Source organism: Brachybacterium hainanense (assembly GCF_042434575.1).
In the GTDB taxonomy this organism is placed as follows: domain Bacteria; phylum Actinomycetota; class Actinomycetes; order Actinomycetales; family Dermabacteraceae; genus Brachybacterium; species Brachybacterium hainanense.
This window is the reverse complement of record NZ_JBHLSV010000009.1, coordinates 108,470-135,273: the sequence shown is the minus strand read 5'-3', so window position 1 is coordinate 135,273 and position 26,804 is coordinate 108,470. Positions and strand designations below refer to the sequence as shown.

At 73.5% G+C, this 26,804-nt stretch carries 26 protein-coding genes and 1 riboswitch; of the genes, 12 read left to right on the top strand and 14 right to left on the bottom strand.

The window, feature by feature from the left end; translation table 11 throughout:
- Positions 1-16 precede the first annotated feature (16 nt).
- A complete protein-coding gene (locus ACFFF6_RS09490; protein WP_376980122.1) occupies positions 17-490 on the top strand; it encodes a ribose-5-phosphate isomerase in 474 nt (157 codons plus the stop codon).
- Entirely contained in the window at positions 490-1,509 is a 1,020-nt protein-coding gene (locus ACFFF6_RS09485; protein WP_376980121.1) for an Fpg/Nei family DNA glycosylase, read from the top strand. The genes ACFFF6_RS09490 and ACFFF6_RS09485 overlap by 1 nt, the downstream gene beginning before the upstream one ends.
- Here ACFFF6_RS09485 and codB read toward each other — a convergent pair.
- Both codB and ACFFF6_RS09475 read right to left on the bottom strand, forming a co-directional pair.
- The gene (codB, locus tag ACFFF6_RS09480) at positions 1,469-2,740 is read right to left on the bottom strand and encodes a cytosine permease (RefSeq protein WP_376980120.1); all 1,272 of its coding nucleotides are present in this window, start codon (positions 2,738-2,740) and stop codon (positions 1,469-1,471) included. The genes ACFFF6_RS09485 and codB overlap by 41 nt on opposite strands.
- Positions 2,737-3,222 (bottom strand): nucleoside deaminase, encoded by a 486-nt coding sequence (locus ACFFF6_RS09475; RefSeq protein WP_376980119.1) that lies wholly within the window; start codon positions 3,220-3,222, stop codon positions 2,737-2,739. Before ACFFF6_RS09475 ends, codB begins: the two co-directional genes overlap by 4 nt.
- 84 nt (positions 3,223-3,306) lie before the next feature.
- On the opposite strand from ACFFF6_RS09475, the gene ACFFF6_RS09470 reads away from it, so the two are divergent.
- Positions 3,307-3,765 (top strand): GNAT family N-acetyltransferase, encoded by a 459-nt coding sequence (locus tag ACFFF6_RS09470; RefSeq protein ID WP_376980118.1) that lies wholly within the window; start codon positions 3,307-3,309, stop codon positions 3,763-3,765.
- Here ACFFF6_RS09470 and ACFFF6_RS09465 read toward each other — a convergent pair whose 3' ends face one another.
- The 5 genes from ACFFF6_RS09465 to ACFFF6_RS09445 form a co-directional block, all read right to left on the bottom strand.
- Positions 3,766-5,811 carry an ATP-binding cassette domain-containing protein gene (locus tag ACFFF6_RS09465; protein WP_376980117.1) on the bottom strand — a complete coding sequence of 682 codons (2,046 nt, stop codon included), beginning with the start codon at positions 5,809-5,811 and terminating at the stop codon, positions 3,766-3,768.
- Between the two features lie 5 nt (positions 5,812-5,816).
- On the bottom strand, positions 5,817-6,416 hold the full coding sequence (locus ACFFF6_RS09460; RefSeq protein ID WP_376980116.1) for an ECF transporter S component: 600 nt from the start codon (positions 6,414-6,416) through the stop codon (positions 5,817-5,819).
- A 42-nt stretch (positions 6,417-6,458) separates the two neighbouring features.
- Positions 6,459-6,564: riboswitch (TPP riboswitch) on the bottom strand.
- A 20-nt stretch (positions 6,565-6,584) separates the two neighbouring features.
- On the bottom strand, positions 6,585-7,163 hold the full coding sequence (locus ACFFF6_RS09455) for a hypothetical protein (protein WP_376980115.1): 579 nt from the start codon (positions 7,161-7,163) through the stop codon (positions 6,585-6,587).
- Positions 7,160-9,127: a M13 family metallopeptidase gene (locus tag ACFFF6_RS09450; RefSeq protein ID WP_376980114.1), complete on the bottom strand. Its 1,968-nt coding sequence runs from the start codon at positions 9,125-9,127 to the stop codon at positions 7,160-7,162. The genes ACFFF6_RS09455 and ACFFF6_RS09450 overlap by 4 nt, the downstream gene beginning before the upstream one ends.
- 28 nt (positions 9,128-9,155) lie before the next feature.
- Positions 9,156-9,956, bottom strand: a complete 801-nt coding sequence (locus tag ACFFF6_RS09445) for a hypothetical protein (RefSeq protein WP_376980113.1) — start codon at positions 9,954-9,956, stop codon at positions 9,156-9,158.
- A gap of 109 nt (positions 9,957-10,065) precedes the next feature.
- On the opposite strand from ACFFF6_RS09445, the gene ACFFF6_RS09440 reads away from it, so the two are divergent.
- Both ACFFF6_RS09440 and ACFFF6_RS09435 read left to right on the top strand, forming a co-directional pair.
- Positions 10,066-11,088 (top strand): ADP-ribosylglycohydrolase family protein, encoded by a 1,023-nt coding sequence (locus ACFFF6_RS09440; RefSeq protein WP_376980112.1) that lies wholly within the window; start codon positions 10,066-10,068, stop codon positions 11,086-11,088.
- Positions 11,088-11,807, top strand: coding sequence for an endonuclease/exonuclease/phosphatase family protein (locus ACFFF6_RS09435; RefSeq protein WP_376980111.1), 720 nt, complete (start codon positions 11,088-11,090; stop codon positions 11,805-11,807). Before ACFFF6_RS09440 ends, ACFFF6_RS09435 begins: the two co-directional genes overlap by 1 nt.
- On the opposite strand, the gene ACFFF6_RS09430 is transcribed toward ACFFF6_RS09435, so the two are convergent.
- Positions 11,776-13,746, bottom strand: a complete 1,971-nt coding sequence (locus tag ACFFF6_RS09430) for a glycosyltransferase (RefSeq protein ID WP_376980110.1) — start codon at positions 13,744-13,746, stop codon at positions 11,776-11,778. The two genes, ACFFF6_RS09435 and ACFFF6_RS09430, sit on opposite strands and share 32 nt — an antisense overlap.
- A 131-nt stretch (positions 13,747-13,877) precedes the next feature.
- Between ACFFF6_RS09430 and ACFFF6_RS09425 the strand changes: the two genes are divergently transcribed.
- Positions 13,878-14,483 (top strand): class I SAM-dependent methyltransferase, encoded by a 606-nt coding sequence (locus ACFFF6_RS09425; RefSeq protein ID WP_376980109.1) that lies wholly within the window; start codon positions 13,878-13,880, stop codon positions 14,481-14,483.
- A 106-nt stretch (positions 14,484-14,589) separates the two neighbouring features.
- On the opposite strand, the gene ACFFF6_RS09420 is transcribed toward ACFFF6_RS09425, so the two are convergent.
- Both ACFFF6_RS09420 and ACFFF6_RS09415 read right to left on the bottom strand, forming a co-directional pair.
- Positions 14,590-16,731: a hypothetical protein gene (locus ACFFF6_RS09420; RefSeq protein ID WP_376980108.1), complete on the bottom strand. Its 2,142-nt coding sequence runs from the start codon at positions 16,729-16,731 to the stop codon at positions 14,590-14,592.
- A gap of 236 nt (positions 16,732-16,967) precedes the next feature.
- Positions 16,968-18,008: an FAD-dependent monooxygenase gene (locus ACFFF6_RS09415; protein ID WP_376980107.1), complete on the bottom strand. Its 1,041-nt coding sequence runs from the start codon at positions 18,006-18,008 to the stop codon at positions 16,968-16,970.
- Positions 18,009-18,218: 210 nt separating this feature from the next.
- On the opposite strand from ACFFF6_RS09415, the gene ACFFF6_RS09410 reads away from it, so the two are divergent.
- Complete coding sequence (locus tag ACFFF6_RS09410; protein WP_376980106.1) at positions 18,219-18,725, top strand: DUF2087 domain-containing protein; 507 nt, start codon at positions 18,219-18,221, stop codon at positions 18,723-18,725.
- Here the strand turns inward: ACFFF6_RS09410 and ACFFF6_RS09405 are convergent.
- On the bottom strand, positions 18,688-19,182 hold the full coding sequence (locus tag ACFFF6_RS09405) for a P-loop nucleotide/nucleoside kinase family protein (protein WP_376980105.1): 495 nt from the start codon (positions 19,180-19,182) through the stop codon (positions 18,688-18,690). The genes ACFFF6_RS09410 and ACFFF6_RS09405 overlap by 38 nt on opposite strands.
- 60 nt (positions 19,183-19,242) lie before the next feature.
- Here ACFFF6_RS09405 and ACFFF6_RS09400 point away from each other — a divergent pair, with 60 nt between their 5' ends.
- A complete protein-coding gene (locus tag ACFFF6_RS09400) occupies positions 19,243-20,067 on the top strand; it encodes a MerR family transcriptional regulator (protein WP_376980104.1) in 825 nt (274 codons plus the stop codon).
- Between the two features lie 14 nt (positions 20,068-20,081).
- Here ACFFF6_RS09400 and ACFFF6_RS09395 read toward each other — a convergent pair whose 3' ends face one another.
- Together ACFFF6_RS09395 and helR are read right to left on the bottom strand one after the other, a co-directional pair.
- Complete coding sequence (locus ACFFF6_RS09395) at positions 20,082-20,462, bottom strand: VOC family protein (protein ID WP_376980103.1); 381 nt, start codon at positions 20,460-20,462, stop codon at positions 20,082-20,084.
- Positions 20,463-20,540: 78 nt separating this feature from the next.
- Entirely contained in the window at positions 20,541-22,739 is a 2,199-nt protein-coding gene (gene helR / locus ACFFF6_RS09390) for an RNA polymerase recycling motor ATPase HelR (protein WP_376980102.1), read from the bottom strand.
- Between the two features lie 110 nt (positions 22,740-22,849).
- Between helR and ACFFF6_RS09385 the strand changes: the two genes are divergently transcribed.
- Positions 22,850-23,371: a DEAD/DEAH box helicase family protein gene (locus ACFFF6_RS09385; RefSeq protein ID WP_376980101.1), complete on the top strand. Its 522-nt coding sequence runs from the start codon at positions 22,850-22,852 to the stop codon at positions 23,369-23,371.
- A gap of 57 nt (positions 23,372-23,428) precedes the next feature.
- Entirely contained in the window at positions 23,429-24,304 is an 876-nt protein-coding gene (locus tag ACFFF6_RS09380) for an alpha/beta hydrolase (RefSeq protein WP_376980100.1), read from the top strand.
- 68 nt (positions 24,305-24,372) lie between these two features.
- Here the strand turns inward: ACFFF6_RS09380 and ACFFF6_RS09375 are convergent, their stop codons facing one another.
- Positions 24,373-25,119 (bottom strand): phosphotransferase, encoded by a 747-nt coding sequence (locus ACFFF6_RS09375; protein WP_376980099.1) that lies wholly within the window; start codon positions 25,117-25,119, stop codon positions 24,373-24,375.
- Positions 25,120-25,184: 65 nt separating this feature from the next.
- Here ACFFF6_RS09375 and ACFFF6_RS09370 point away from each other — a divergent pair, with 65 nt between their 5' ends.
- Positions 25,185-25,472 (top strand): FmdB family zinc ribbon protein, encoded by a 288-nt coding sequence (locus ACFFF6_RS09370; RefSeq protein WP_376980098.1) that lies wholly within the window; start codon positions 25,185-25,187, stop codon positions 25,470-25,472.
- Positions 25,473-25,531: 59 nt separating this feature from the next.
- A complete protein-coding gene (fmdA, locus tag ACFFF6_RS09365; protein WP_376980097.1) occupies positions 25,532-26,788 on the top strand; it encodes a formamidase in 1,257 nt (418 codons plus the stop codon).
- The last annotated feature ends 16 nt before the right edge of the window (positions 26,789-26,804 follow it).

Below are 26,804 nucleotides of genomic sequence, written 5' to 3'. Positions count from 1 at the left end.
AAAGGCGATCCCCACCATGCGTGTGCACATCGGCACTGACCATGCCGGCTTCGAGCTGAAGAACCGTCTCGTCGCAAACCTCACGGCGAAGGGCCACGACGTGGTCGACCACGGCGCCCACACCTACGAGCGCCTCGACGACTACCCGCCCTTCTGCACCGCGGTCGGCGAGGCCGTGGTCGCGCAGCCCGGCTCGCTCGGCGTGGTGATCGGCGGCTCCGGCAACGGCGAGCAGATCGCCGCGAACAAGGTCCGCGGCGTGCGCGCCGCGCTCGTGTGGAACCAGGAGACCGCGCAGCTCGCCCGGGAGCACAACGACGCCAACGTCATCTCCGTGGGTGCGCGCCAGCACAGCGAGGAGGAGCTCGAGGAGCTCATCGACCTGTTCCTCGCCGAGCCCTTCAGCGGCGATGAGCGCCATCAGCGGCGCATCGACCTGGTCGCCCGTTACGAGGAGACCGGCGGCTACGACGCTCCCGCCGCCTCCTGATGCCCGAGGGCCACACCGTCCACCGCCTCGCCGCCGCGTTCACGGAGTCGTTCGCGGGGCAGGCGGTGCGCACCTCGAGCCCTCAGGGCCGCTTCCCCGAGGCGGCCGCCGTCGACGGCTGGGTCATGACCTGTGCGGAGGCGGTCGGCAAGCACCTGTTCCTCGCGCTCGCCCCCGCGGCCGATGTCGATCCGGGCGAGGCCCCGACCCGCTTCGTGCACGTGCACCTGGGGCTCTACGGCTCATGGACCTTCCAGGCATTGCCCGGGGCCGAGGGCGTCGTCCTCCCGCATGCGATCGGTGCGCCGCGCGTGCGCGTGGGCGAGACGGAGGACCCGTCCTCCCGTGCCGTCGATCTGATCCCGCGCCCCACCGTGCGCCTGCGCGTGCAGGGACGCTCCGCGCTCGCCGATCTCACCGGTCCCACCGCCTGCGAGCTGCTGGACCACGCCGGTCGGCAGCGGATCCTCGACCGGCTGGGCCCGGATCCGCTGCGTGGCGACGCGGACCCGGAGCGCTTCGTCCACCGGGTGCTGCGATCGCGCACGATGATCGGCACCCAGCTCATGAACCAGGAGGTCGTCGCCGGGATCGGCAACATCTACCGGGCGGAGCTGCTGTTCCGGGCGATGCTGGATCCGACCGTTCCGGGCAGGGACCTCAGCGCCCCGCTGGTGCACGAGATGTGGGAGGACCTCTCCGCGCTCATGGCCTACGGCGCCCGGACCGGCCGGATCGTCACGACCGATCCCGCCCACCGGCATCTGCATGCGCGGATCATCGAGCGCTCCCGCGGCACGCGGCAGAACTCCGACGGGGATGCGGGCGTCGTCCCGCGCGAGGAGTCCTTCTACGTGTACCACCGTCAGACGCTGCCGTGCCGTCTGTGCGGCACCGAGGTGCGCAGCGCCGACATGGCGGGGCGCACCGTCTTCTGGTGCCCCCGCTGCCAGCGGGTCCGCTCGCGCCGTGCGAGCTTCACCCGCGAGCATCCCGCCGCGGCCTGGATCGGGAGCTGAACAGCCAGGCCAGCCCCAGCGCGAGGACGATCCCGTTCAGCGGGGCGATGCCGAGCCCGTATCGGCTGGACGCATAGGCCGTCACGGCCCCCAGCACGTAGGGGACCAGCGCCTGCCAGCGGATCTTCTCGGTCAGGGTGGACAGGGGCGGCTGGCCGCCGCGCCAGCGGGCGATCCAGTCGCCGATCAGCACGCCGCCCAGCGGCGGGATCAGCACGCCCAGCCAGCTGAGGTAGCCCACCAGATGCCCTTCGACGCCGAGAAGCGCGAGGATCGTGCCGATCACGACGCCGCCGACGATGAAGGGGCCCTTCCGCGGGGAGCTCGCGATCTCCGCTCCCGCGACGCCGAAGGCGTAGGCGGCGTCGGCGTTGGACTTCCACAGGTTGCCGAACAGGAAGAACAGGCCCCACAGGATCATGCCCATGCTGAGCAGCAGCGTCGTGAAGTCGCCCTCGCCGAAGGCGAGGGCGGCCACGGCGCCGAAGAACACCATGAGCCCGTTGCCGATCACGAAGCCCATGCCGCAGGCGAGGACGGCGTCGCGGCCGCGGCGCGCGAAACGGGTCCAGTTCGCGGCCTGCGTCCCTGCGGACGCGAAGGTGCCCACGACGGTGGTGACGGCCGCAGCCCAGGTCATCGAGGTCGTCGGGGCGATCTCGAACATGCCGGAGATCCCGCCGACCTCGGCGAAGGCCCTCCCCGTGATCCAGAAGGCGAGGATCAGGATGAGCGGGGTGGAGATGAGGGAGACCCAGTACATCCCCTCGTAGCCGTACAGGGCGGTGAGCATCATGAGAGCGGAGACCGCGATCATCACCAGCGCCGGGGCCAGGCGCCCCTCCCAGCCGAAGGCGAGGGCGGTCATCTGGCCGATCGAGCCGACCGCGACGCCGTACCAGCCGACCTGGGTGCCGCCCAGCAGCAGGGAGACGACCTTGGAGCCGGCGGTGCCGAAGGTGTACCGGGACATGACCACGGTGGTCAGGCCCGTGCGGGCGCCGAGGAAGCCGATCGCGGCGACGTAGACGCCGAGCACGAGGGAGCCCACCGCGAGGACGGCCAGGAACTCCGCGAAGGGGAAGGCCGCGCCGATGCTCGCCCCGGCCATGAGGGTCGGCGCGAAGACGGTGAAGCCGATCAGGACCACGCTGATGGAGACGACGCCGCGACGGGCGGCGGCGGGGACGGGGGTGACCGGGTAGTCGGGGTCGACGACCTCGGTGCTCATCGGCCGAGCTCCGCGGTCTCCACGCCGATGTCCTCGCTCCAGATCTCGGGGCGCTCGGCGATCATCCGCTCCATGAGGGCGATGCACTCCGGATCGTCGAGGACGTCGACGACGACGCCGCGCTCCCGCAGCAGGGACTCCGACATCTCGAAGGTGCGGTTCTCGCCGACCACGATGCGCGGGATCTCGTACAGCAGGGCCGTGCCGGCGCACATGATGCACGGCGACAGGGTCGTGTACAGGACGCTCTCGCGGTAGACGCTCGCCCGCAGACGCCCGGCCCGCTCGATGGCGTCGGTCTCGCCGTGCAGGATCGCGGAGCCCTTCTGGACGCGCTGGTTGTGCCCGGCGGCGAGCACCTCCCCGTCGTGGACGAGGACGGCGCCGATCGGGACCCCGCCCTCCTCCCAGCTCTCACGGGCCTGCTCGATCGCGAGGCCGAGGAATCGCCGGTCGTCCTCAGGGGTCGGGGTCCAGGTCATGGGGATGCTCCTTGTCAGGGGGTACGGGCGGGCCGGGAGCATCGTACGACCGTCCCGAGGGCTTCCGGCGCGTAGCCTGGTCCGATGACCACATCCGTGACCGACGCCTCGGTGCATCGTGCGCCGCTGCGCGAGCTGGACCCCGTGACCCTGTACCGGATGATCCGCCTGCGCCAGGACGTGTTCGTCCTCGAGCAGGGGATCACGGAGGCGGACCTGGACGGGCGCGAGCTCGAGGAGGGCGCCGAGCTGCTGTGGATCGAGCAGGAGGGGGAGGTGCTCGGGCAGCTGCGGATCCTCGCGGAGCCGGACGGCGCCCTGCGGATCGGCCGCCTCGCCGTGCGCGCGGATGCGCGGCGGGGCGGCCTCGGCCGGCGCCTGATGGCCCGCGCGATCGCGCTCGCAGGGCCGGGCAGGCTCGTGCGGATCGACGCGCAGGCCCACCTCGAGGACTGGTACGCCTCCCAGGGGTTCCAGGTCACCGGACCCCTGTTCCTCGAGGCCGGCATCGAGCACGTCCCGATGCAGCTGCGGGCGGGCTGATCAGCCCAGCAGGAGGTGCAGCGCCCACGGCCACGCGAGCAGTGCGAGCCCGATCGCGAGCCCGATCGCGTCCGCCCGGCCGACGGGGCTCGGCACGGCGATGGTGCGATGCTCGGCGCTCGCGAACCCGCGGGCATCCATCGCGAGGGCCTGCTGCTGCGCGCTCCGGAGGGTGTCCACGAGCAGGGCGAGCGTGGCGGAGGCGAGCAGCCGCGGATCGCGGCGGGTGCCCAGCCCCCGCAGCTCGCGGGCCGTCAGGATCCGATCCCACTGCTGGCCCAGGTGGCCGATCCGCACGAGTGCTGCGACTCCCGCGGCGACCGGCCTGCCGGGAGCGCGCAGGTGCAGCCGCAGGGCATCGCCGAGGGCGGTCACGTCCACGGAGGCGAGGGCGAGGACGCCGGGAGAGACGAAGACGGTGATCCGCAGCGCCTCCTTCGCTCCGAGCAGCCAGGCGGGTCCGGACAGGGGTGCGAGCGGGGACAGCAGCGCCGTGGTCCAGGCGAGCGCGGCGGCGGACAGGAGCACGGGGGCGAGCCGCACCGCGGCCCCGCGCAGGGAGCGGACCGCGAGCGGGGACAGCAGCAGCACCGGCAGCAGGGCCGCCAGGCCGATCTGCCAGCTGCTGATCCCGAAGGAGCCGATCGCCGCGAGCAGTCCGATGGCACTCAGCACGAGCGGGTTGCAGGCATCGGCCGGGGTCCGTCGTCCGGGCCGCGGGACGGGGCCGATCGCCCGGGAGGGGCTCGTCGACGTCTCCGCGGAGACGGGGCCCAGGGCGAGGTGGGCACCCGCCCGGGCGACCAGACGCGGGTCGTGGGTCGCGGCGATCACGGCGCATCCGCGGGCGGCGGCCTCCTCGAGGAGGTCCAGCACCGCGGCATGGTGCGTATCGTCCAGCCCGACGGTCGGCTCGTCGAGCACCAGCAGCGTGGGGCGCCGGGCGAGGGCGGCGACGATCGAGAGGCGTCGCTGCTCGCCGCCGGAGAGGGTGAACGGGTTCGCGTCCGCGAGATGCTCGAGGCCGGCCCGGGCGAGCAGCGTCTCGGAGGAGGCCTCCGCGCGGACGGTCGAGGCGATGAAGGAGTGCTCGGGCTCCTGCGGCACGAAGGCGACGGCGCCGGGGCGGCGCACGGTGCCCGCCGCGGGCGCCTCGAGGCCGAGGAGCACGCGCAGCAGCGTGGTCTTGCCGGTCCCGCTGGGACCCGTGAGCACGCCCAGGGTCCCCGCGCGCAGGGCGAGGGAGAGATGCTCGTGGAGGATCGGTCCATCCTTCCCGCGACGGCGGATCGCGACGTCCTCGAGCGCGGCGACCTCGACCCCGTCCACGGTCGTGACGGGTGCAGGGCCGGGCGGCTCCGCACGGGGGAGGACGACGGCCCCGGGCGGCCCGTCGGCGAGGATCCTCGCCTGCGGCCCGAGCAGCACGACCCGGTCCACATGGGGCAGCCAGCGTGCCGTGTCGTGGTCGGCGATGACGAGGGTGCGCCCGCGCGCCGCAGCGAGCAGCGCGGAGGTCGCGGCATCGGCCGTCGCCGCATCGAGCATCGCGAGCGGCTCGTCCAGGAGCAGCACCTCGGGTGCGGTCGCGAGGGAGCCGGCGAGGGCGACCCGCTGCTGCTGGCCTCCGCTGAGGGTGAAGGGGGACGCGGAGGCGGGCACGTCCACCTGCGCCGCGTCCAGGGCAGCGGCCGCGGTCCGTGCGATCACGGCCCGGTCCAGCGCCGCGTTCTCGGGCCCGAAGGCGGTGTCCCGGCCCACGCTCGCCCCGACGAGGGCATGGATGCTGTGCTGGAGGAGCAGGGCGCGGGCCCCGGGGCGTCCCGGGCCCTCGGCCGTTCCGCTGAGGTCGCCGGTCTCCGGGTCGAGGAGCCCCGCGAGGGCGAGCAGCAGCGTCGACTTCCCGCTGCCGCTCGCCCCGGTGAGCAGGACCCGCTGGCCGGCCGGCACGTGGAGGGTGACGTCCTCCAGGGTGGGCTCGCGCCGGGTCGCCGGACGCCAGCTGAGCCCGGCCAGACGCAGGTCCGCGGCGGCGGTCGTGGTCACGCTCATCAGACGCGACGGGCGCGCTCGCGTCCGGCGCCGAAGGGATCCAGCGCACCCGTCGCGGCGAGGGCGCGGACGGCAGCGTGGCCGAGCGCACCGCCCAGCACGACGCCGGAGATCGCCATCGCCGCGAGAAGAAGGAGCGCGAAGCCCCAGCCCATCTCGCCGTAGTAGGCGAAGCGCTCGTAGACCCATTCGAGGCTCGTGGCGAGCAGGCCCGCGAGCATGGCCACCGGCAGTGTGAAGCGCCGGTAGGCCAGGAGCGCGAAGCCCAGCTCGACCCCGCCGCCCTGCACGATCCCGGAGATGATCGTGCCCCAGCCCCACTGGCCGCCCAGCAGCATCTCCAGGGCGGAGGCGATCAGCTCGGCGCCGATCGCCGCGCCGGGGCGGCGGACGACGAGGGCGGCGATGACGGCCGGCAGGATCCAGATCCCGGCGAGAAGGCCCTCAGCGGGCTTGAACGCGGCGGTGAGCGGGCTGATCAGGCTGTAGAACGCGCCGTACCCGAGGAACGCGACGCCGAAGGCGGCTCCGATTCCCGCGGTCACGACCAGGTCGATCGTCCGGAACCGGGGGCGGGCGGCCTCTGCGGTGGTGGTCATCATGGTCTCCTTCCCGAGATGGAAGGGGCGCGGCGCAGGACCGCGCGAGAAATCCCGACTCCCTACGCCGGTGCGAGCCGGATCAGGTTCGAGGGTCTGCGCCTGTGCGCACTCTCAGCACCCTTGCGGTGCTCCCCTGTCAGCGGATGACCCTGGAAGCATACCCCGTCAGCGACGAGCCCGGATCGCCTGGTCGATCGCGAGCGCGGTCCGCTCGGGGTCCACGGGGGAGAGCAGGTAGTGGGTCTGCCCGCGGCCGATGATCTCGACCATGGTGCCGGGCGCGGAGACCTGCATCCGGTAGCGGGCCTGGACGTCCTCGGGGGTGCGCACGGGCCGTCCCGCGACGACGCGGCGCTCGCCGGGCTCGCCGACCATGACCCGGCCTGCGGGCCTCCCCAGCGGCCCGACGGTCACGCCGAGGGAGCTGCTGGGGATCTCGCGCAGCTGCACGGTGCGGAAGTCCGCGAGGGGCCAGGGCCTCTGCGGCCAGAAGCCGCCGCGGGACACGGTCACGCCGTGCTCGTCGACGATGAACCGCGTCCACAGCCGGGACCAGGACCACAGGGCCATCAGCGCGATCACGGCGGCGATCAGCACTGCGAGCAGGGGCGGGATGGTGGTGGACGCGCTGCGGCCCAGCACGAGCATGATGACGGACATCGCCGCGGTCAGGCCCACGCGCGTCCAGCCGAGGACTCCGGGCCGGGTCCTGCCCACGTAGAACGGCGGATCGGGTCTGCTCACCAGATCCGCACCCGATCGGCGGGGTCGAGGTAGAGGGCGTCGCCCGGGGTCAGCGAGAACGCCTCGTGGAAGGCGTCGATGTGCCGGACGGACGTGTTGCAGCGGAACTCGGCCGGGGCGTGGGGGTCCGTCGCGAGGCGCCGGATGGCCTCCTTCTCTCGGTTCTTGCTGCGCCAGACGGTGGCCCAGGACAGGAAGATGCGCTGCAGCCCGGTGAGCCCGTCGAGGACGGGGGCATCGGCCCCGGCGGTCGCCTGGTAGGCCTTCACCGCGATGGACAGCCCGCCCAGATCGCCGATGTTCTCGCCGATCGTGAGCGCCCCGTTGACGTGGTGGGTCTCGTCGAGGTCCCGCGGGGTGAGGGCGGAGAACTGGTCGATCAGCCGACCGGTCCGCTCCTCGAAGGCGCTCCGGTCCTGCGCGGTCCACCAGGAGCGCAGGTTCCCGTCGCCGTCGTACTTCGAGCCCTGGTCGTCGAAGCCGTGCCCGATCTCGTGGCCGATCACCGCGCCGATGCCGCCGAAGTTCACGGCATCGTCCGCCGCGGCGTCGAAGAACGGGGGCTGCAGGATCGCCGCGGGGAACACGATCTCGTTGCGGCCGGGGTTGTAGTAGGCGTTGACCGTCTGCGGGGTCATGTGCCATTCGTGCTCGTCGATCGGGCCGCCGACCTTGGCGTACTCGAAGGCGGCGTCGAAGCGACGGCTCGCTCGCACGGTCGCGACGACGTCGGAGGGATCGATCTCGAGGCCCTCGTAGTCGCGCCAGCGCTCGGGATAGCCGACCTTCGGCGTGAAGCGGGCCAGCTTCTCGAGCGCGCGGCCGCGGGTCTCCGGGGTCATCCAGTCGAGCTGCTCGATGGAGGCGCGGTAGGCGTCCAGGAGGGCGCTGACCAGCCGGTCCATGCGCTCCTTGTGCTCCGGCGGGAAGTGGCGGGCCACGTATTCGCGGCCCACGTCGAAGCCGGCCACGCCTTCGACGAGGGCGACTGCGCGCTTCCACCGCTCGCGCAGCTCCTCCGCGCCCGAGAGCGTGCGCCCGCCGAAGTCGAAGTCCTCCTCGACGAAGGCCGAGGAGAGGTACGGGGCGTAGGAGGAGACGGTGTGCAGGGCGAGCCAGGTGCGCAGCACGGCGAGGTCCGTCTCGGCGAAGACCGCATCCGCGGCGCGCACGAACTCGGGCTGGCCGACGGAGACGACGGCGAAGGCCTCGGCGGGGGCGCCGGTGCCGCGCACGAAGGCGTCCCAGTCCAGCAGCGGGGCGAGCTCGGCCCGGGCCGCCTCGTCCATGGGGTTGTCGGACTTCTCGCGGTCGCGCACGCGCACCACGTCCACGTGGGCGGCGGCGAGCCGGGTCTCGAAGTCGAGGACCGCGCGGGCCTGGACCTCGGCCTCTCCGAGGACGAGGCCCTCCCGCCCCGGCAGCGAGGCCAGGGTCGCCAGGCGGGCGAGGTGGCCCTCGTAGGCCGTGCGGATCTCCGCGTAGGCGTCCTCGCGGTAGTAGGACTCATCGGGCAGGCCCAGCCCGCCCTGGTGGATCTTGACCTGGTAGCGGGTGGAGTCGCGGTCGTCGGTCCACACGTAGGCGTGCAGCAGGGAGGTGCCGGCGTCGGGAGCGGCCATCAGCTCGGTGAGGGCGGAGCGGTCGGCGGCACCGGTGATCGCGGCGAGCAGCGGCTCGAGCGGCGCGGCCCCCTGGGCCTCGATCGCCTCCTCGTCCATGAAGGCGCGGAAGACGGCGCCGATGCGCGAGGTCTCCGGAGCGTCCTCGATGATCGCGCGGACCCGCTCCTCGGAGAGGTCCCGCAGACGGAGGAACTCGCCGTCGCCGGAGCGGTCCGCGGGGATCCGGTGCTCCCGCAGCCAGCGTCCGTTGACGTGGCCGAAGAGGTCGTCCTGGGGGCGGACGGCCTCGTCGGTCCAGGCGAGGTCGAGGCCGGAGGGCAGGGCGGATGCGTCGTTCATCGGTGAGAGCGCTCCTTGGGCGTGGGGGTCAGAGGACGAGCAGGGACATGGTCAGGGTGAGCAGGCCGATGCCCAGGGGCGCGTACGCCCAGGGGGAGGAGATGCGCTCGGCAGGGCTGTGACGCTGCAGCACGAGGGTCGACAGACCCGTCCCGATGGACAGCACCACGGTCGCGACGAGCATCGCCGGGGAGAGGATCAGGAGGATGGTCGCACCCAGCTGGAAGGCGACCGTGCCGACGACGTCGAGCACCCGCATCGTCATGCTGCGGCGCACGCTCACGCCCTCGTTCAGGAGGGTCGCGATCGCGTTCTTCGACCATTCCCCCGGGCGGGCGATCAGCCGACGGGTGCGCAGGGTCTGCACGGTCGTGAGCGCGATCCACACCAGGGCCGTGCCGGCGCCCACCCAGAGGGCCAGCGCGCCGAGCCGGTCGCCGGGCCAGAGCAGGGTCGCGGCCCACACGGCGGCCAGGCGCAGGACCTCGTCGACGATGCTGCGCACGGCGAGGAGCCCCGGGTTCACCGCGAGCTGGGTGCGGGTGCGGGCGACGAACAGGCTCGTCGCGACGAGCACGACGAGCTGCAGGCCGCCCAGGGAGATGCCCAGCAGCAGGACCAGCGGACTGCTGGGCTGCGCGGCGAGGACCCCGACCATCAGGAGCACGCCGATCGCGGGGAGCACGAGGGAGACGACCGACAGGGCCGGGACGAGGGTGCGCACGACGTCCGCGCCGGTGGGCGCGTGGTCGTGTCCGGTGTGGTCGTGCGGGTCGCCGCAGCCGCAGGAATCGGCGGCCGCCGGCGGCGGGGTGATGGGGGTCGACATGGAGCTCCTTCGGTGTGGCTCCAGCCTACCGGTGCCCTCCTGCGTGTCCTCCACGACACCTGCACACCTGTGACCTGGAGCGCTTCGAGGAATGTGGAACGATGGACCGGTGAACACGAAAGAGCAGGCGGGGCCGGGTGCCGGCCTGGATGCGGCGCAGCGCGATCGAGCGCTCGGCGTCGTGATCGCCGCTGCGACGGGGGATGCCCTCGGGGCGCCCTACGAGTTCCAGGCGCCCATCCCTGCCTCCGACGACGTGGCGATGACCGGAGGCGGCGTCCTGGGCTGGCAGCCCGGGGAGTGGACCGACGACACCGCCATGGCCGTCGTGCTGCTCGAGGCGGTCGCCCCGATCGGGACGGGCTTCCTCGACGAGGAGGTGCTGGACCGCGTCGCCCGCGGCTGGTTCTCCTGGTCCATGAGCACCCCGGACATCGGCGCGCTCACCTCGACGGTCATGCGCCGGGCGAGCGAGGTCGCGCTCGCGGCGGGCCGCACCGTCCCGACGGCCGCGGACTTCCGCACCGCGGCGCTGCACGCCCACGAGGACCTTCCGCAGATCGCCGGGAACGGCGCGCTCATGCGGACCCATGCGGCCGTGCTCCCGCACCTCCGGGCCGGGGACGACGAGCTGCAGGCCGCGATCGAGGCGGTCTGCCGCCTCACCCACGTGCACGTCGACGTCGTCGACGCCTGCCTGCTGTGGGGGTTCGCTGTCCGCGCCGCCGTGCTCACCGGCGAGGTCGACGTCCGCCGAGGTCTGGGGCGTCTCGCCCCGGAGCGCCGCGCACTGTGGGAGCTGCGGATCGAGGAGGCGGAGACGGCCGAGCCCCCGGTCTTCGGCCGCAACGGCTGGGTCGTGCACGCCTTCCAGGCGGCGTGGTCGGCGATCCACCATGCGGGGCCGATCCCGCGGGACAAGTTCGCCCGCCGGGACCATCTGGTCGCCGTGCTCGAGGCGGCGGTGCGGGCGGGGTACGACACGGACACGGTCGCCTGCATCGCGGGCGCGCTGATCGGCGGCGCCGTGGGAGAGCGGGCCGTGCCCCCGGAATGGCGACGGGTCCTGTCCGGCTGGCCCGTGTACGAGGCCCCGGACCTCGTGCGCCTCGCGGAGACGGTGATCGGCTGATGCGGGTGGTCAGCTGGAACGTGCGCGGCATGCGCGATGATCTGCGCGCCCTCATCGACACGGTGCGTGACCTCGAGCCCGATCTGCTGCTGCTGCAGGAGGCGCCGCAGGTGATCGTGCCGACCGCGCGGCTGCGCTGGCTCGCGCGCCGGATGGGGCTCGAGGTCCTCGTGGGCGGCCGGCTGTGCCGGGGCCTGGCGATCCTGGCCTCTGCGGAGACGGCCGGGCAGGTCATCCGGCGCGGTCTCACCCCGGTGCCCCAGCGTCTGACCGACGCGAACTCCGTCTTCCCGCGCGGCATCGCGGCCGTGCGCCTGTCCGTGCCCGGCGGCGGGGAGCTCGTCGTCGCGAACCTCCATCTCGCCCTCGACGAGGAGCATCGGGCCATCCATGTCGGCCGGGCGCTGGAGCTCGTCGGACGGGCCGGTGCGCCCGTGATCATCGGCGGCGACCTCAACGAGCGGCCCGAGGCCCCGGCGTTCCGCGCGCTCACGCGCGTGCTCGCGGATCCGGCGGCGGCCGCGGCGGAGCCCACCTTCCCGGCCCGTCGGCCGAGCGCCCGCATCGACGCCCTGCTCACGACCCCGGGGATGGCGGTGCGCCGCAGCGAGGTCGTCACGTGCACGGCCGGGGTGAGCGCGGCCCGGCTCGCCGGCGCGACCGACCACCTGCCCGTCCTGCTCGACGTCAGCCTTCGGCCGGCGTCGCGCGGAGCCTGAGCCCGGTCCGCATCTCGACCTCCTGGTCCTGCCCGCCCACATGGCGGACGAGGACCCGGTCCTCTCCGGTGCCGACGACGGTCAGCTGGGTCCGGTAGGCCTCCAGCGCGGCCCGGACGGCTGCGAGGAATCCGGGCTGCTCGCGCCAGACGAAGCCCGGGGGCGCGGTGTCGCGGGGCTCGGAGGACGCCTCGATCATCGGGACGCCGGCGGCCGCGCAGGCGGCAGCGGTCACATGATGGGCCCGCACGTGGTCGGGATGCCCGTAGGTGCCGGCGTCGTCGTAGCCGATCACCGCGTCCGGGGCGAGCTCGCCGATGAGGGCGGCGAGATCCGCCGATTCCTGGGCGAGGTCGCTGCGGGAGAAGCTGTCGGGGCCCGCGGTGGGGGAGGGTCCGGCGAGCCCTTCGCGCACCCAGGTCATGCCGGAGTCGCGGTAGCGGCGGGGGGATGCGCCGGGGGCGAGCGCCGGGGGCTCGCCGAGCATGTGGCGGCGGCTGATCCCGAGGGCGCGCGCGGCGGCGTCGATCTCTGCGGCGCGCACGGCTTCGAGCGGTTCGGTCGAGCCGGGCGGGATGGCGCCGGGGACGATCTCGCCCTCCTCCCCGCGGGTCGCGGTGACGAGCTCGACGCGCACGCCGCGGCTCGCGAGATCCGCGATCAGGGCACCGGTCGCGAGGGACTCGTCATCGGGGTGGGCGTGGACCAGCAGCACGCGGCGGGCCGAGCCGAGCAGGGACCAGGGCGCGAGCCCGGCGTAGATCCCGGCGAGCTGCTCCGCGCTCGCGTCCCAGGTCCGGGTCAGCGCGAAGGCCCGGGCCGAGGCGCAGGCCTCCGCGTACCTCTCCGGGTCCGCCAGCAGCGAGGCGACGGCCTCCGCCCAGACGTCCGGGTCGCGGCTGGGCAGGACGATCCCGCCGGGTCCGATGGCCTCCTGGACCCCTCCGGCGCAGGTCCAGGCGATGACCGGGGTGCCGCTGGCCTGCGCTTCGAGGGCGACCAGGCCGAATGTCTCCGACCAGCTGGTCAGCAGCAGGATCCCCGCCTCGCGCATGAGGGCGGCGAGGCCCTCGCGGTCCTGGGAGCCGGCGAGCTCGACGCGATCGGCGACATGGAGCTGCGCGGCGAGGTCCTCGAGCTCGGCCCGGTAGTCCTGGAAGTCCTCGGACACTCCACCGGACAGGACCAGCCGGGCATCGTCCACGGGGGCGAGGCGCGCGAGGATCTCGAGGGCGAGGTCGGGGGCCTTGAGCGGCTGCAGGCGGGCGGCGAACAGCAGGGTCGGGTGCAGGCGGCGCGTCTGCGGATCTCCTGCGGGGGAGAAGCGCTCCACGTCCACGCCCGGGCGCACGATCCGGATGCGGGAGGCGTCCACGTCGTATCGCTCCTGGATGGTCCGGGCCTCGGCCTGGGAGACGGCGATCACGAGATCGGACTCGCGGGCGACGAGGCGCTCTCCGGGGATGCGGCCGGAGGACTCCGCGGGTTCGCCGGCCTCGAGGCCGGTCGCGTCCTGCGGCGCGGCCACGGAATGGAAGGACTGGAGGTGCGGGATGCCGAGCTCCCGGGCGATCGGGAGGGCGGCGACGCCGCTGAACCAGTGGTGGGAATGGATGACGTCGGGAAGCTCCCCCGTGCTCAGATGGGCGCGCAGGTCCTCGCGGAAGGGGTCGATGGCCTGCTCCATCAGGCTCTTCGCAAGAGGGGCGGCGGGCCCTCCGTCGAGGTGGTGCAGCCGCACTCCGGGGGCGACCTCGACGATCGCGGGTGCGGCCGGATCCGCGCGACGGGTGAAGAGGTCGACCCGGTGCCCGGCCCGGGCCAGGGCCAGGGACTGCTCGAGCACGACGACGTTCATGCCCCCGGCGTCGGCTCCTCCAGGGGACTCCAGGGGGGAGGTGTGCACGGACACGACGGCGATGCGCAGAGGCTCGGACATGGAGACATCCTAGGCAACCCGGGGCGATGCGATGTCTCGCCGGTCACCGACATGTTCGCTGGTGACGAAAAGACGCCCTGCGGAGGCTTCGAACCATTGCACGGTGGACGTGACTGGCTAGCCTGCTGGATATGAACACGCTTGCGACGCTGGACTGGGCCGCGTACAACGCCTCGGCCGCGGGGCGGCCCGCGCGCCGGATCGTGGCACGCGCGATCCTCGCCGCCGGCGGGGACGGCAGCGGCAAGGTGGCGCTGGACATCGGGGCGGGCGCCGGCGCGGATTCCCTCGAGTTCGCGCGCCGCGGCTGGACGGTCCATGCCTACGACACGGACGAGACGCTCTCGCATCGGCTGGTCGAGAACCGCCGCATGAGCGGCGAGGTCGTCTTCCATCACGCGGACGCCTCCGCGGAGGAGGCCTTTCCCACGGCTGATGTCATCTACTCCTCCGATGCCCTGCCGATGCTCGGGCCGGAGGGACTGGCCCGCACCTGGCCGCGCCTGGTCGAGGCGCTGCGTCCGGGAGGGGTGATGGCGGTGGACCTGTTCGGCGAGGAGGACACCTGGGCGGAGCGCCCGGATGTGGCGACCCTCTCGACCGCGCAGATCGAGGAGATGTTCTCCCGTTTCCAGGTGCTGGACCGGCAGGTCCGCAACGAGGACGGCCGCTTCTGGGACGGGAAGAAGCACTGGCACGTCATCACGATCCTGGCGCGGAAGCGGACGGGCGCGTAATCTCGTCCTCCCGTGCCCGACCAGGGCACCTCGGACCTGGGAGGTCCCGATGCGCCAGCGCTGGTACTCGGTCGTCGTGGACGCGCGCGACCGCTGAGGGAGCGGATCAGCCCCCGGGCGCGGCGCCGCGGCCAGGACGCGGCGGATGATGACGCGGCGCGGCGATGCGGACGCTCAGACCGTAGGCGTTCCTCCACTCCACGGAGCTGCCCGTCGGGGTGGTCGGGTCGCCGGTGACGGAGGTGGTCCATCCGCCGGTCTCCTTCGTGTAGTTGGCGGCGGCATCGAGGGCCTGGGCGTTGGCGAGGGTGGAGGGGCCGCCGTCGGCCGCGCGACGGATGTGATCGACCTGGTTGGCGGTCGCGTTGGAGTAGGGGGCGGCGCTGATCGCCTGACGAGCCAGCGCGAGATCGCGGACCGCGGCGGGGAACGCCCGGGAGGTCGACTCGACGGCCTGGATCTCCCCGGAGGCAGGATGGGTGAAGGCGCGACGCAGCTGCGCGGTCGCGATCGCGTCGGCGCCGCGACGACCGGCCTCCTGCGCGCTGCCCGGGTCGGGCAGTCGGGAGTCCTCCCCGGTGAGCATGCGGCTCAGATGATGCGCGGGCAGGGTTCCGTACCCGGACAGGGACGCGAGCTCGTTCCCGTCCTCGGGTGCGAGGAGGGAGGTGACGTTCATGATCAGGGTGACCATGACCCGAGGTCCCTGGGCGCGTGCCCGGGGCGGGTCCAGCCGCGGCGGCGGCCCCAGGGGGTCCGGGCCGCGGGCGGCGCCGAGGGGGCCGAACGCTCCGATCGGTGCGTCCTGGTGCGCGGCACGGACCGCGGCGAGGGTGGTCTCGGCCTGGGCCCGACCGTCCCCGTGCAGGCGCGCGACCATCGCGTCGAGCTCTCGCCGTGCCCGGGCCGGCAGCTCCGGGACCGGAAGCGGCTCGTCGGGGTCGACGAACTCTGCACCGGGCTCGTCGGGACCGTACCGGGCACGGGCCTGGTCCTCGCTCATGACGTGCGGCGGGGGAGGCGGCACGAGGCCGGAGCCGACGGAGGGCGGGATGACGGGCCGGTCGGTGAGGCCGTCCTCGTCCACGATCCCGTGGACCGCAGCCCTGAGGAAGCCGTCGTGCTCGGGGTCGATCCGGCAGGTCGCCAGGTCGCAGAACATGTTTACCGCCTCGACCAGCGCATCCGCTCTCGCGGCGCCGATCGGGATGCGGGACCCGGCCGCGCGCATCGACTCGGCGACGGCCTGGACGGTCTGGTGGATCTGCGCGCCGTGGACGGCGGGCAGCACGGCGGTGATGCGCGCCATCCCGTCCCGGATCGGGGTCAGCTTCACGTACCGGCCCCGTGCTGCCGCGATCGCGCGGTCGATCGATGCGGACCGGGAGGTGTTCTCCTCGATGATCTCCCTCACCCGGGCCCGGACCCGCACGGCCCCGGTGCCCTCGATGCTCGCGTAGTCGTCCGTGGACAGGACCTCGTCGACCAGGGCGCACGTCGCCGCAGACTCCGTCCCCAGGGTGCTCGCGATCGCGGAGGCAGAGGCCTCCGGCAGACGCCCTGCGGCTTTCGCGCGGAGCAGGCGGGGGAGATGCCGGGCGGTACGGCGCGCGGCGGCGAGGTCACGGCTGGTCTTCTCCCGGGAGGTGCGCCGCGCGAGCGCGAGATCCGCGACCGCGGATCCCGCATCCGCGTGGCCGCGGTCGGCGATGATCCGCGACTCCGCCTCGAGCATGAGCCGGTCCTCGATGGCGCCGAGCATCACCCGCAGCCGTCCCAGCCCCGCGAGCTGCCCCAGCGCCTCCTGCGGGGTGTCCGGCGGCATGTCCGGGACGCTCGAGGCCGCGCCCGGGGGCTCGAGCATGCCGGTCCGGAACGACTCGGCGATCTCGACCAGCATCCCGAGCACCTGCGGGGAGTCCTCGACGGCCCTGACGACCTCGTCCAGGCGCCTGGTGAGGGCCTGGCGCTCGAGCAGGCGTGCGAGCTCCTCGGGCCAGCCCTCGGGAACGGCGTCTTCCGCGGGATTGGCGAGGACGGCCGCGGCGGCGAGGCAGGCCTCGAGATCGAAGCCGTCCTCCTCGTCGAGCTCGTCGAGGCCGCCGACGCGGTTCAGGGGATGATCCTCCGCGCACATCTCCTCCCACACGGAGTCCGTCGGCAGCACCACACTCCCGGCGTGCGCGAGCGGTCCGGCGGCGGCGTCCTCGCCGCCCCCGGCCCGCTGCGCGTCACCGATGAGATCCATGCCCCGATTTTACCCGTCATCCGCCCATTCCTCCAGGCCTCCCGTAGCATTCCTCGAATATGTGGAAAACTGCTTCATGGGGAGGACATGCGGAGGGGATATCCGGACGGGATCTGTCCTCGAGCATCGTTCCATCGTCCTGGTCCAGGGAGAAATAGGGAAAGGACTGCTTCGTATGTCGGACCCTCGTGATATTGCTCTGGAGCGGCCGTTGCGACGAATTCCGGAACGGCCCGTCAGCGCGGACCGATCGATCCCAGCACCCGGTCCCGGATCCGGGCCCTGCGCCCCTCGGCCATCGCCAGGTGCGTCATCGCGAGCGAGCCGAGCTGCCAGGCGGTGTCGGGCGGCGTCCGGCGCAGGGCGTAGCGTCGCAGGGCGCCGCGCAGAGCTCGCTGGCCATGTGCGCCGTCGAGGCACCGCGCCAGCGCGAGCGCGTCCTCGAGTGCCGTGTTCGCTCCATGGCCCAGATTCGGCGTCATGGCGTGCGCCGCGTCGCCGATCAGCACCACATGGTCCCGCACCGGGATCGTGATCGGCGCCGTCGCGATCCCGTGCACGACGGTCCGCTCCGGGGACGCGGCGGCGAGGACCTCGTCGACATGGTCGAACCTGCCGCCCGCCACGGTGCGGAGATGGGCGAGATCCCCCGCGACCGAGGACGCCCGGTGCTCGGGCAGAGCGGCGAACCAGTTGGTGCCGCCGAGGGCCAGCGGGGTGATCCCGAACAGCCAGGACCCGCCCCAGGTCTCGGAGATCTCCGGAGGGGGCTGCGGGGTGACGCCCCGCAGGACCGTCACCCCGTGCCGGCGGGCGCGGGCACGGTCCGCGACGCCGCCCCATCCCGAGCGCCGCACGAGCGAATGGAGCCCGTCAGCGCCCACCAGCACGTCTGCGGCGGCGAGCTCCGGTCGCACGTCCCGGACGCGTCGCTGCTCGCGCCGGACGGAGGCGGGGATCGCGGCGCGCAGGATCGCCGTGAGATCGGTGCGCGGCACGAGCAGAGCGCCGCCGGCGGGGACCTGGGCGAGGACGCGCCCGTCGGTCCCGCGGATCACTCCCGTGCGCGGCGCCGCGGAACGCCTCCGCACCTCGTCGAGGACCCCCAGCTCGGCGAGGGCACGCTGCGCGGCAGGGAAGATGCCGAGCGAGGTGCCGAGGGCGGGAGGCGAGAAGTCCTGGTCGACGAGCGTCACCTCCGCTCCGGAGCGGGGGAGGAGAGCGGCGGCGGCGAGACCGGCGACGCCGGCGCCGAGGATGCGGATCCGAGCGGTCATGACCCGACCCTAGACGCCGCCGGCTTGACGCGCGCGGCGGGGCATGCGAATCTTGCCCGCGGCGGCGACCCACCGCCCAGCGGACCGCGGGCCCCGGCCCCGCGGGAACCCGCGAAGGGGAGCGGATCCTCGGGTCCCGGACGCCATGCTTCGTGCCCAGCGCTCGGCCGCAGGCACGCCGGGGGTGCGCGCGGCCGCCGAGGGAACGAGATGACCCGCAGCAGCGACCTGAAGAAGCTCGTGCGCGCCCGCATGGCCCGCACCGGCGAGACCTACACGAGCGCTCGCGCCGCGCTCCTCGCGCAGGAGGCGGTCCGCCCGGGACAGGATCCCGCGGAGACCCGGGCCCGCGCCGAGCACGAGAAGCTCATCCGGCCCTTCCTCCGCGACGGGCGGCTGCTCTCGGTCCCCGCGAGGCGCCGCGCCCGCACCGCCGTCATGATCGAGGTCCTGGCCCGGTTCGAGCCGGGACGGGACCACACCGAGCCCGAGGTGGGTGCGATCCTCGAGGGCCTGCACCCGGATGTCGCGTACCTGCGGCGCGAGCTCGTGGACCTCGGCTACCTGCGGCGCGAGATCGACGGGAGCGCATACCGCCTGGCCGACCGGGTGCCCGTCCGCACCGGGAACATGGCGCAGGAGACGACCGCATGGGAGCGGCTCTGGCTGCCCCGCTTCCTCAGGGGAGAGGCGGCTGCGCCGGGCGATGCAGGGTGACCTCGTCGGCCGCGGCCATCTCCTCCGGGGCGGGCGGCTCGAACAGGGCGAGGATCGCCTCGAGCTCCGCCCGGCCCACGGTCGCCGTGCCCGGGTCGCCCCGCCGCTCCCGCTCCTGCAGGCGGCGCCACAGCTCCTCCGGCGGGACCTCGAGGATGTGCCACCGGATGCGGGCGCCGCGGGCGCGGGCATCGGCGAAGACCCGCTCGCGCTCCTCGCGCCGCCACAGCCCGTCCTCGAGGATCACGTCGACGTCCCGGCCCAGCAGATCCATCGCCAGGCGGTAGAGGCGCTGCTGGAGCCTCTCGTGGGCGGCGGCGTCCGCCATCGGGATGCCGATCTCGTCCTGCCAGTCGTCGGTGCACAGCCGGATGCCGGATCCCTCGGCCTCGAGACGGCGGGCGAGGGTGGTCTTCCCGGAGCCGGGCGGGCCGCAGAACAGGGTGAGGGTGCTCATGGGGACACCCTCGCACGGGATGCTTGACCCTGACGCGACGTGAGGCACTGGAGTGGAGCCATGACCGAGAGCAGCAGGGACGAGCAGAGCATGCTGACCGTGGGCCGCGTGGCGCGGCTCGTCGGGGTGAGCGTGCGGACGCTGCACCACTGGGAGCAGATCGGGCTGGTGGTCGCGAGCGGCCGCAGCTGGTCCGACTACCGCCTGTACGACGCGGCGGACGTGGCCCGGATCCATCGGGTGCTCGTCTACCGCGAGCTCGGTCTGCCGCTCGCGGAGATCGGCCGGATCCTCGATGATCCGCAGGTCGATCCCCGCGAGCACCTCATCCGCCAGCGCGATCTCCTCGCCGAGAGGATCCGCCGGCTGACCCGGACGGCGCACGCCGTCGAGCAGATGATCGAGAGGACCACCATGACCCACGACGACCCCACCACCGCCCTGAGCGCCGAGGAGCAGGCGCGGATCTTCGGCACCGACTGGGACCCGGCCTGGCAGGACGAGGCCCGCGAGCGCTGGGGCGGCACCGAGGCCTGGACGCAGTCCGCGCGCCGCGCCGCCTCCTTCACCACCCAGGACTGGGAGGACGTGGCCGCGCAGATGACGGCGCTCGAAGCGGACCTCGCCAGCGCCCTGGGACGCGGCGTCGTCCCCGGCTCCGCGGAGGCCGATGAGCTCGCCGAGCGCCATCGTGAGCAGATCGGCCGGCACTACGACTGCTCGCACGGACGTCAGGTGCTGCTCGCGCGGATGTACACGGAGGATCCGCGCTTCACGGCGCACTACGACGCCTCCGCGCCGGGCCTCGCCGCCTGGCTGCGCGCCGTGATCGAGGAGAACGCGCGCCACCACGGCGTGGACCCGGAGACGGCCGCCTGGGACTGACCGGGACCCGGCCGTCAGTCCCGCGGGCTGACCCGCAGCAGGTTCCCGTCCGGATCGGCGATCACGAAGGTCCGGCCGAAGACCGCGTCATGCGGGGCCTGCACGACGGCGGCGGCCCGCTCCGACCAGCGGGCGAACATCCGGTCCACCTCCGCGGCGCCCCCGTCGACCATGATCCCCACCTCGGAGGTGCGGGGCGTGGCCGGCCGGGGCGCCGCGTCCAGGCCGTCCTCGACGGCGCCGGACCAGAGGGCGAAGAGCGCATCGCCGCCCAGGTCGAAGGCGACATAGCGGGGGCTCGTGAAGACGGGCTCCACCTCGAGCAGCTCGCGGTAGAAGTCCGTCGATGCGGCGGTGTCGCGGACGTAGGTCATGAAGAGGTTCGGGGTGGGCACGGGTGCTCCTTCGGGAGGGCGGGCGGCCTTCGCGACCGATGTCATGACCAGCCTCCGCCCCGAACAGGACAGAATCTGTCACGTTCGGGAGGATCCGGGGATGACGTGCTCCCGTCTCCCGGCCGTCTCCCGGCGATGATCCTGCTGCTGCAGACCTGCGGTCGTCTCGGCGCGCCCGAGCTCGCCGAGCACCACGAGCTCCCGCGTCGCCCGGGTCATCGCGACGTAGCGGGCCGAGGCTCCGGCACGGCCCGCCCCGAGCGCCCCGGGCTCCCACAGCACCACGAGGTCGAACTCGAGGCCCTTGGCCCGCATCGGGGTCAGCGCACGGACCCGCGGGTCGGCGCCCTCCGGCAGGGACGGCGCCGGCTCGCCGATCACGCAGGCGGTGCCGCCCTCGTGCTGCGCGGCCCAGTCCGAGAGCACCCCGGCGAGGTCCCGCGGGCGGCCGTGGCGCACGGGCACGCCGGAGGCCCGGACCGAGATCGGGACGACCGCCTCGGGGACGGCCGCACGGATCATCGGCCCCGCCTCGTCCATGACCTCCTGCGGGGTGCGGTAGTTCAGATGCAGCCCCGCCTCGGCGAGGCGGTCGATGCCCGCTCGGGCCAGGCGCTCGGCCCAGCTGCCGGGGAAGCCGGCGGCGGCCTGCGCCCGATCCCCGACGATCGTGAGGCTGTGGGAGGGGCAGCGGCGCAGGACCATGGTCCACTGGGCATCGCTCAGCTCCTGCGCCTCGTCGACGATCACGTGCGCGTACGTCTCGCGCCGCTCCTCGCGCGCGGGAACGGCGGCGTCGAGCAGGGCGCCGGCCATGTCGTCGCCGCGCAGCATCGACAGGGTCCTCATCTCCGAGCCGTCGGTGTCGATCAGGTAGTCCACGAGGGAGTCCATCTCCGCGGCCGCCCGGGCACGGGCCCTCTCCCGGCGGGCGCGGTCCCGCTCATGCCCCGGATCGCCCAGGCGGTGCCGCGCCGCATCCAGCAGCGGCAGGTCCGACTCGGTCCAGGCGCGCGGATCCGTCCGCCGCAGGCGAGCGGCCTGATCGTCCCCGAGCCAGGGGGCGCAGCGCCGCAGGTATGCGGGCACCTCCCACAGGTCGCCCACGAGGTCCGCCGGCTCGAGCAGCGGCCAGGACCGCTCCAGCTCGCGGACCAGCGGGCCGTGCCGCTCCAGCAGGGAGCGGACCTCCTCGGCGTCGCGCGGCGACTCCTCGAGCCGGCCGAGGACGATCTCGGCGAGCTCCTCCCAGATCTGCGGGCGCGCCGCGTTGTGCGGGGTGCCCGGCTGGACGGCGGCGAACGCATCGGCCCAGTCGGCGGCGTCGATCCGCACCTCCTCGCCGTGGACCCCGAGCTTGATCGCCGTCCGCGACGGCTCCTCGTACAGCGCGACCGCCGGCTCGATCGCGGCGACCATGCGCGCGTCCCCCTTGAGGGCCGCGACCTCCGGGTCCGGGTCGGCGAGGGCTGATGCGCCCTCGGGCACGAGATCGGCGAGGACGCAGGTGCGCACGTCCTCCTCGCCGAGTCCCGGGAGCACGTCGGAGATGTACTCGAGGTAGGGCCGGTGGGGGCCGAGGACGAGGATCCCGCCGGAGCGGTCGCGCAGCCGCACATCCGTGTACGAGAGATAGGCGGCGCGGTGCAGGGCGACGACCGTCTTGCCCGTCCCGGGGCCGCCCTCGACCAGCAGCGGGCGCCGGGGATCGGCGCGGATGATCGCGTCCTGGTCCGCGGCGATCGTCGTGAGCACGTCCCGCATCCGCGGGGTCCGCGCCTGCTCGAGGGAGCGCAGGATCGCCGAGTCCTCGTCATAGGAGGCGTCGGCGCCGACCGCGTCCTCCGTGAAGCTCTCGTCCCAGTGCTCGACCGCCGCGCCGCCCTGCCAGCGGTAGCGGCGCCGGGAGGCGAGGCCCAGCGGGTGGGCGCGGGTCGCCGCGAAGAAGGGGGCGGCCGCCGGGGAGCGCCAGTCCACGAGCAGGACCTCGCCGTCCGCGTCGCTCAGGCCCGTGCGTCCGATGTACAGCGCGGCGCCTCCGTCCGCGGGCGTGATCCGACCGAGGCAGGCATCGCCCGCCGATCGCTCCAGGAGCCGCCGACGCGCGCTCAGGCGATGGATCTCCGCATCGCGCTCGAGGCGCCCCTGCGCGTCGCCGACGGGGGCGCGGAGCAGGCGGGCGATGCGCTCGCCGATGTCCGCGAGCGCGTGCTCGCGGGCGCGGCCGATGCGCGCGAGATGCTCGGAATCGGTGCTGGACACGAACGCGGCGGGCATGGGGCCTCCAGGACGGGGAGAGGGTGGGCCGATGATTCTGCGCTCTGCGGGGGCCCTTGCCGCAAGCCCCCGCCCGGCCGATATCCTGGACCTGTGAGGGGGTGACGCCGATGATCCCGAGCCCGCAGGCCGCGCCCCTGCTGCGGATCGCCGCGCCGCCGGGGACCGGGAAGACGACCGTCCTGCCGCATCTGGTGGGCCTCGCCCGGGGCCGCGCGGTGGTCGCGGACATCGACGAGATCCTCGAGGACGGGTCGCTGCTGGGCGTGCCGATCGCCGTCCCGGAGGCCGCACCGATCTGGCCGGCGTACGACCGTCTGTGGTCCAGGATCGCCGGATTCGTGCGACGTGCGGGCGTTCCCGTGATCCTTCTGGTCCAGGTGCCCGATCCCGGGGACCCCGACGGCGACGGCGTCCTTCTGGGCTGGGAGCTGGAGGACGCGGTGCGTGGGCGGAGGCTGCGGGATCGCGGAGAGCCGGAGACGGTGATCGCCGGCGCGCGTGAGGACGCCGCCGTCCTCCGCGGCCTCGTCCCCGCCGACCGCCTGCTCCGCTCGTCCGAGACGGACACCCCCGAGCAGGCGGCGACCGGGCTGTGGCGCCTCGCGGAGCCGCTGCTTCCGCGCGGGTGAGGCGGCCGTCCGAAAACCCGTGGACCGGGCGGCGCTCGGCACCCTAGCGTGCACGGCATGACGGATCCGATCCCGTACCGCCCGCTCCCTCGGGACCTCCGCGACGTGCACTACGCGCACGGCCCGGACTCGATGCGCCGGGCCGAGGTCCCAGCTGGTTCCACGACCGTGCTCGACCTCCCGTCGAGCGCGGTCTTCCCGGGTACGCACCGTCGCGTGCACGTCCACGTGCCCGCGACCGTCGACCAGGCGACGGACGCCGCGCTGGTCGTCGTCCAGGACGGGAGCCTGTACCTCGACCCCGAGGGCGAGGTGCGTGCCGGGATCGTGCTCGACAACCTCTGCCATCGCGGCGCGATCCCGCCGACCGTCGGGGTGCTCGTTGATTCGGGCACCCGGGACAGGGAGGCGCCGCCCGGAGCGATGCGTCAGCGGAACGTCGAGTACGACGCGGACGACGACGCCTACGTGCGGTTCCTCGAGGAGGAGGTGCTGCCGCTGGTCGAGCAGCGACATCGGATCACCCGGGACCCGGCGCGCCGAGCGATCTGCGGCGGCAGCAGCGGAGGGAACGCGAGCTTCACCGCCGCCTGGCATCGACCGGACCTGTTCGGCGTCGCGCTGTGCTTCCTGGCGAGCTTCGCGCAGATGCCCGGCGGGAACCCATACCCCGCGCTCCTCCCCGCGGTCGAGCGGCGGGCCCTGCGCGTCCTGCTGCAGATCGGGCACCGCGACCTCGGCCACGATCGCGCTGAGATGAACTGGCTCGCGGAGAACCTGCGCACGGGGGCGGCTCTCGCCGAGGCCGGGTACGACGTGCGCCTGGTGCTGGGCGACGGCGGACACAGCCCGAACCACGGAGGCGTCCTCCTGCCCGATGCCCTGCGCTGGGCGTTCGGCGACGCGGGTCCGGCCGCGGCGAAGCGCCGCTGAGCGGCCTCGCGATCACCGGCGACGAGGAGATCCGTCATCTCCCGAACATGCCGGACGGAGGATGGACATCAGATGAGCGCGGCGGTCCACGCATCCACGTTCCGCTCGAGGAACTGCGCGACGCCGCGCCAGTGGGTGCCGTGCCCGGAGAGGAACATCGACCCCCAGGGCTCGCGACCCTCACGACGTGCGGCCTCGAGCATGTCGTGCATCGCCCAGGCGCGACGCGACAGGATCGGGACCAGCTCGGCACGCAGCACGGCATCGGCCCCGTAGCCGTCGAGGAACGAGCGGAAGTCCTGCGCCGCCACGGCGGGATCCGCGGCGACATCGTTCAGCGTGAAGGCCTGCGCGGAGTAGGCGAGATCCCACAGCCGGGTGCTCGCCGCCGTGCCGTCCCAGTCGATGAAGACCCAGCGCTCGCCGAGCACGAGGTTCCAGGGTGTGAGATCGCCGTGGCAGACGAGGTCCGGCGCATCGACGGGGATCAGCGCCGGGCCGAGGCCCAGCTGCGCGGCGTCGAGGCCCTCGCTGGCGTCGTGGATCGCCCGGACCATGCCGCCGACGCGCGCGAGCTCGGGCCCGGTCAGCGGCGGGGAGCCCATCGCGAGCGGGCCGGGCACGTACTCGGTGACCATGCGCCCCTGCTCGTCCTGACCCATCGGCTCCGGGAGGTCGATGCCGCGTCCGCGCAGGGTGCGCATGTACGCGAGGACCCCGGGGGAATGCTCCGTCGACGGCTTGCGGACGGTGCCGCCCACGCGGACCACGCCCGCGCTCGCGTTCCCGCCGGACAGAGGGATCTCCTGATGCATTTCGCCAGCGTAGCGAGCAGCGGACGCCTAGGGTGGGAGCACCGGAGACCCACGAGGAGGTGGCGATGCCCCTGTACGAGTTCCGCTGCGAGAGCGGCCATGTGCGGGAACGTGCCCTGTCGATGCACAGCGAGGAGCGCAGCATCGTGTGCCCGGAGTGCGGCGGCGAGTCCTCCCGGCTCATCAGCGCCCCCGGCCTGAGCAGGCTGGGCTCGGCGCGCGCCCGCGCGATCGGCGCGGCGGAGGCGAGCGCCCACGCCCCCGCCGTCGTCGACCGTGTGCCCGGAGCCGGGTCCCGGCGCTCCGCACCGGTGACGCGGGACCCGCGCCACGCCAAGCTTCCGCGTCCCTGACGCGGTCGGGCGGGCTCGAGGACGCGCCCGCCGCACCCTGAGACGAAGGAGAACGGCCGATGCCGAAGAACGTCTTCCCGCTCGATTCCACCAAGCCCTTCACCGAGCAGCAGATCCTGGGCCACAACCGCTGGCACCCCGAGATCCCGCCGGCGGTGAGCGTGCGCCCCGGCGACACCTTCCGCGTCGACTGCCGTGAATGGTTCGACGGCTACATCAAGAACGACGACTCCGCCGAGGACGTCGCGACCGCGCCGCTGCACACGGTCCACACGCTCTCCGGCCCCTTCCGCATCGAGGGCGCGAAGCCCGGGGATCTCCTGATCGTCGACATCCTCGACGTGGGCCCGATCCCGCAGGAGGACGAGGGCCCGCTCGCCGGCCAGGGCTGGGGCTACACCGGCATCTTCGCGAAGCGCAACGGCGGCAGCTTCCTCACCGACGAGTTCCCCGACGCCTACAAGGCCGTCTGGGACTTCCGCGGCGGGAAGGCCACCTCGCGGCACGTGCCCGGCGTCGAGTTCACCGGCATCGTGCACCCCGGCCTCATGGGGACGGCGCCCTCGCCCGAGCTGCTGTCGAGGTGGAACTCGCGCGAGGCCGCGCTGATTGCGACCGACCCGCACCGCGTCCCCGCTCTCGCGCTGCCGCCGGAGCCCGACGGAGCGATCCTCGGCGGCGTCCCCGAAGCCGACCGCGGCCGGGTCGCCGCGGAGGCCGCCCGTACCGCGCCTCCGCGCGAGAACGGCGGAAACCAGGACATCAAGAACCTCACGAAGGGCACGCGGATCTTCTATCCCGTGTTCGTGGACGGCGCGAACTTCTCCGTCGGCGACCTGCATTTCTCGCAGGGAGATGGCGAGATCACGTTCTGCGGCGGCATCGAGATGGGCGGATTCATCGACTTCCATGTCGACGTCATCCCTGGAGGCATGGAGAAGTACGGCGTCAGCGAGAACGCGATCTTCATGCCGGGGAACACGCCGCCGCAGCACAGCCAGTGGCTGTCCTTCTCCGGCACCTCGGTGACCCTGGACGGCGAGCAGCGCTACCTCGACTCGCACCTGGCCTATCAGCGGGCATGCCTGCACGCGATCGACTACCTGTCGACCTTCGGCTGGTCGAAGGAGCAGGCCTACCTGCTGCTGGGCGCCGCGCCGATCGAGGGCCGCTTCTCCGGGGTCGTCGACATCCCGAACGCCTGCGCGACCGTGTATCTGCCGCTGGACATCTTCGACATCGACATCCGGCCGGGCGCCGGCGAGGTCCCGCGGATCGATCCGGGCATCGGCGCTCCGCGGGCCGTCGTGAGCTGACACGGGCCCGGGCGGC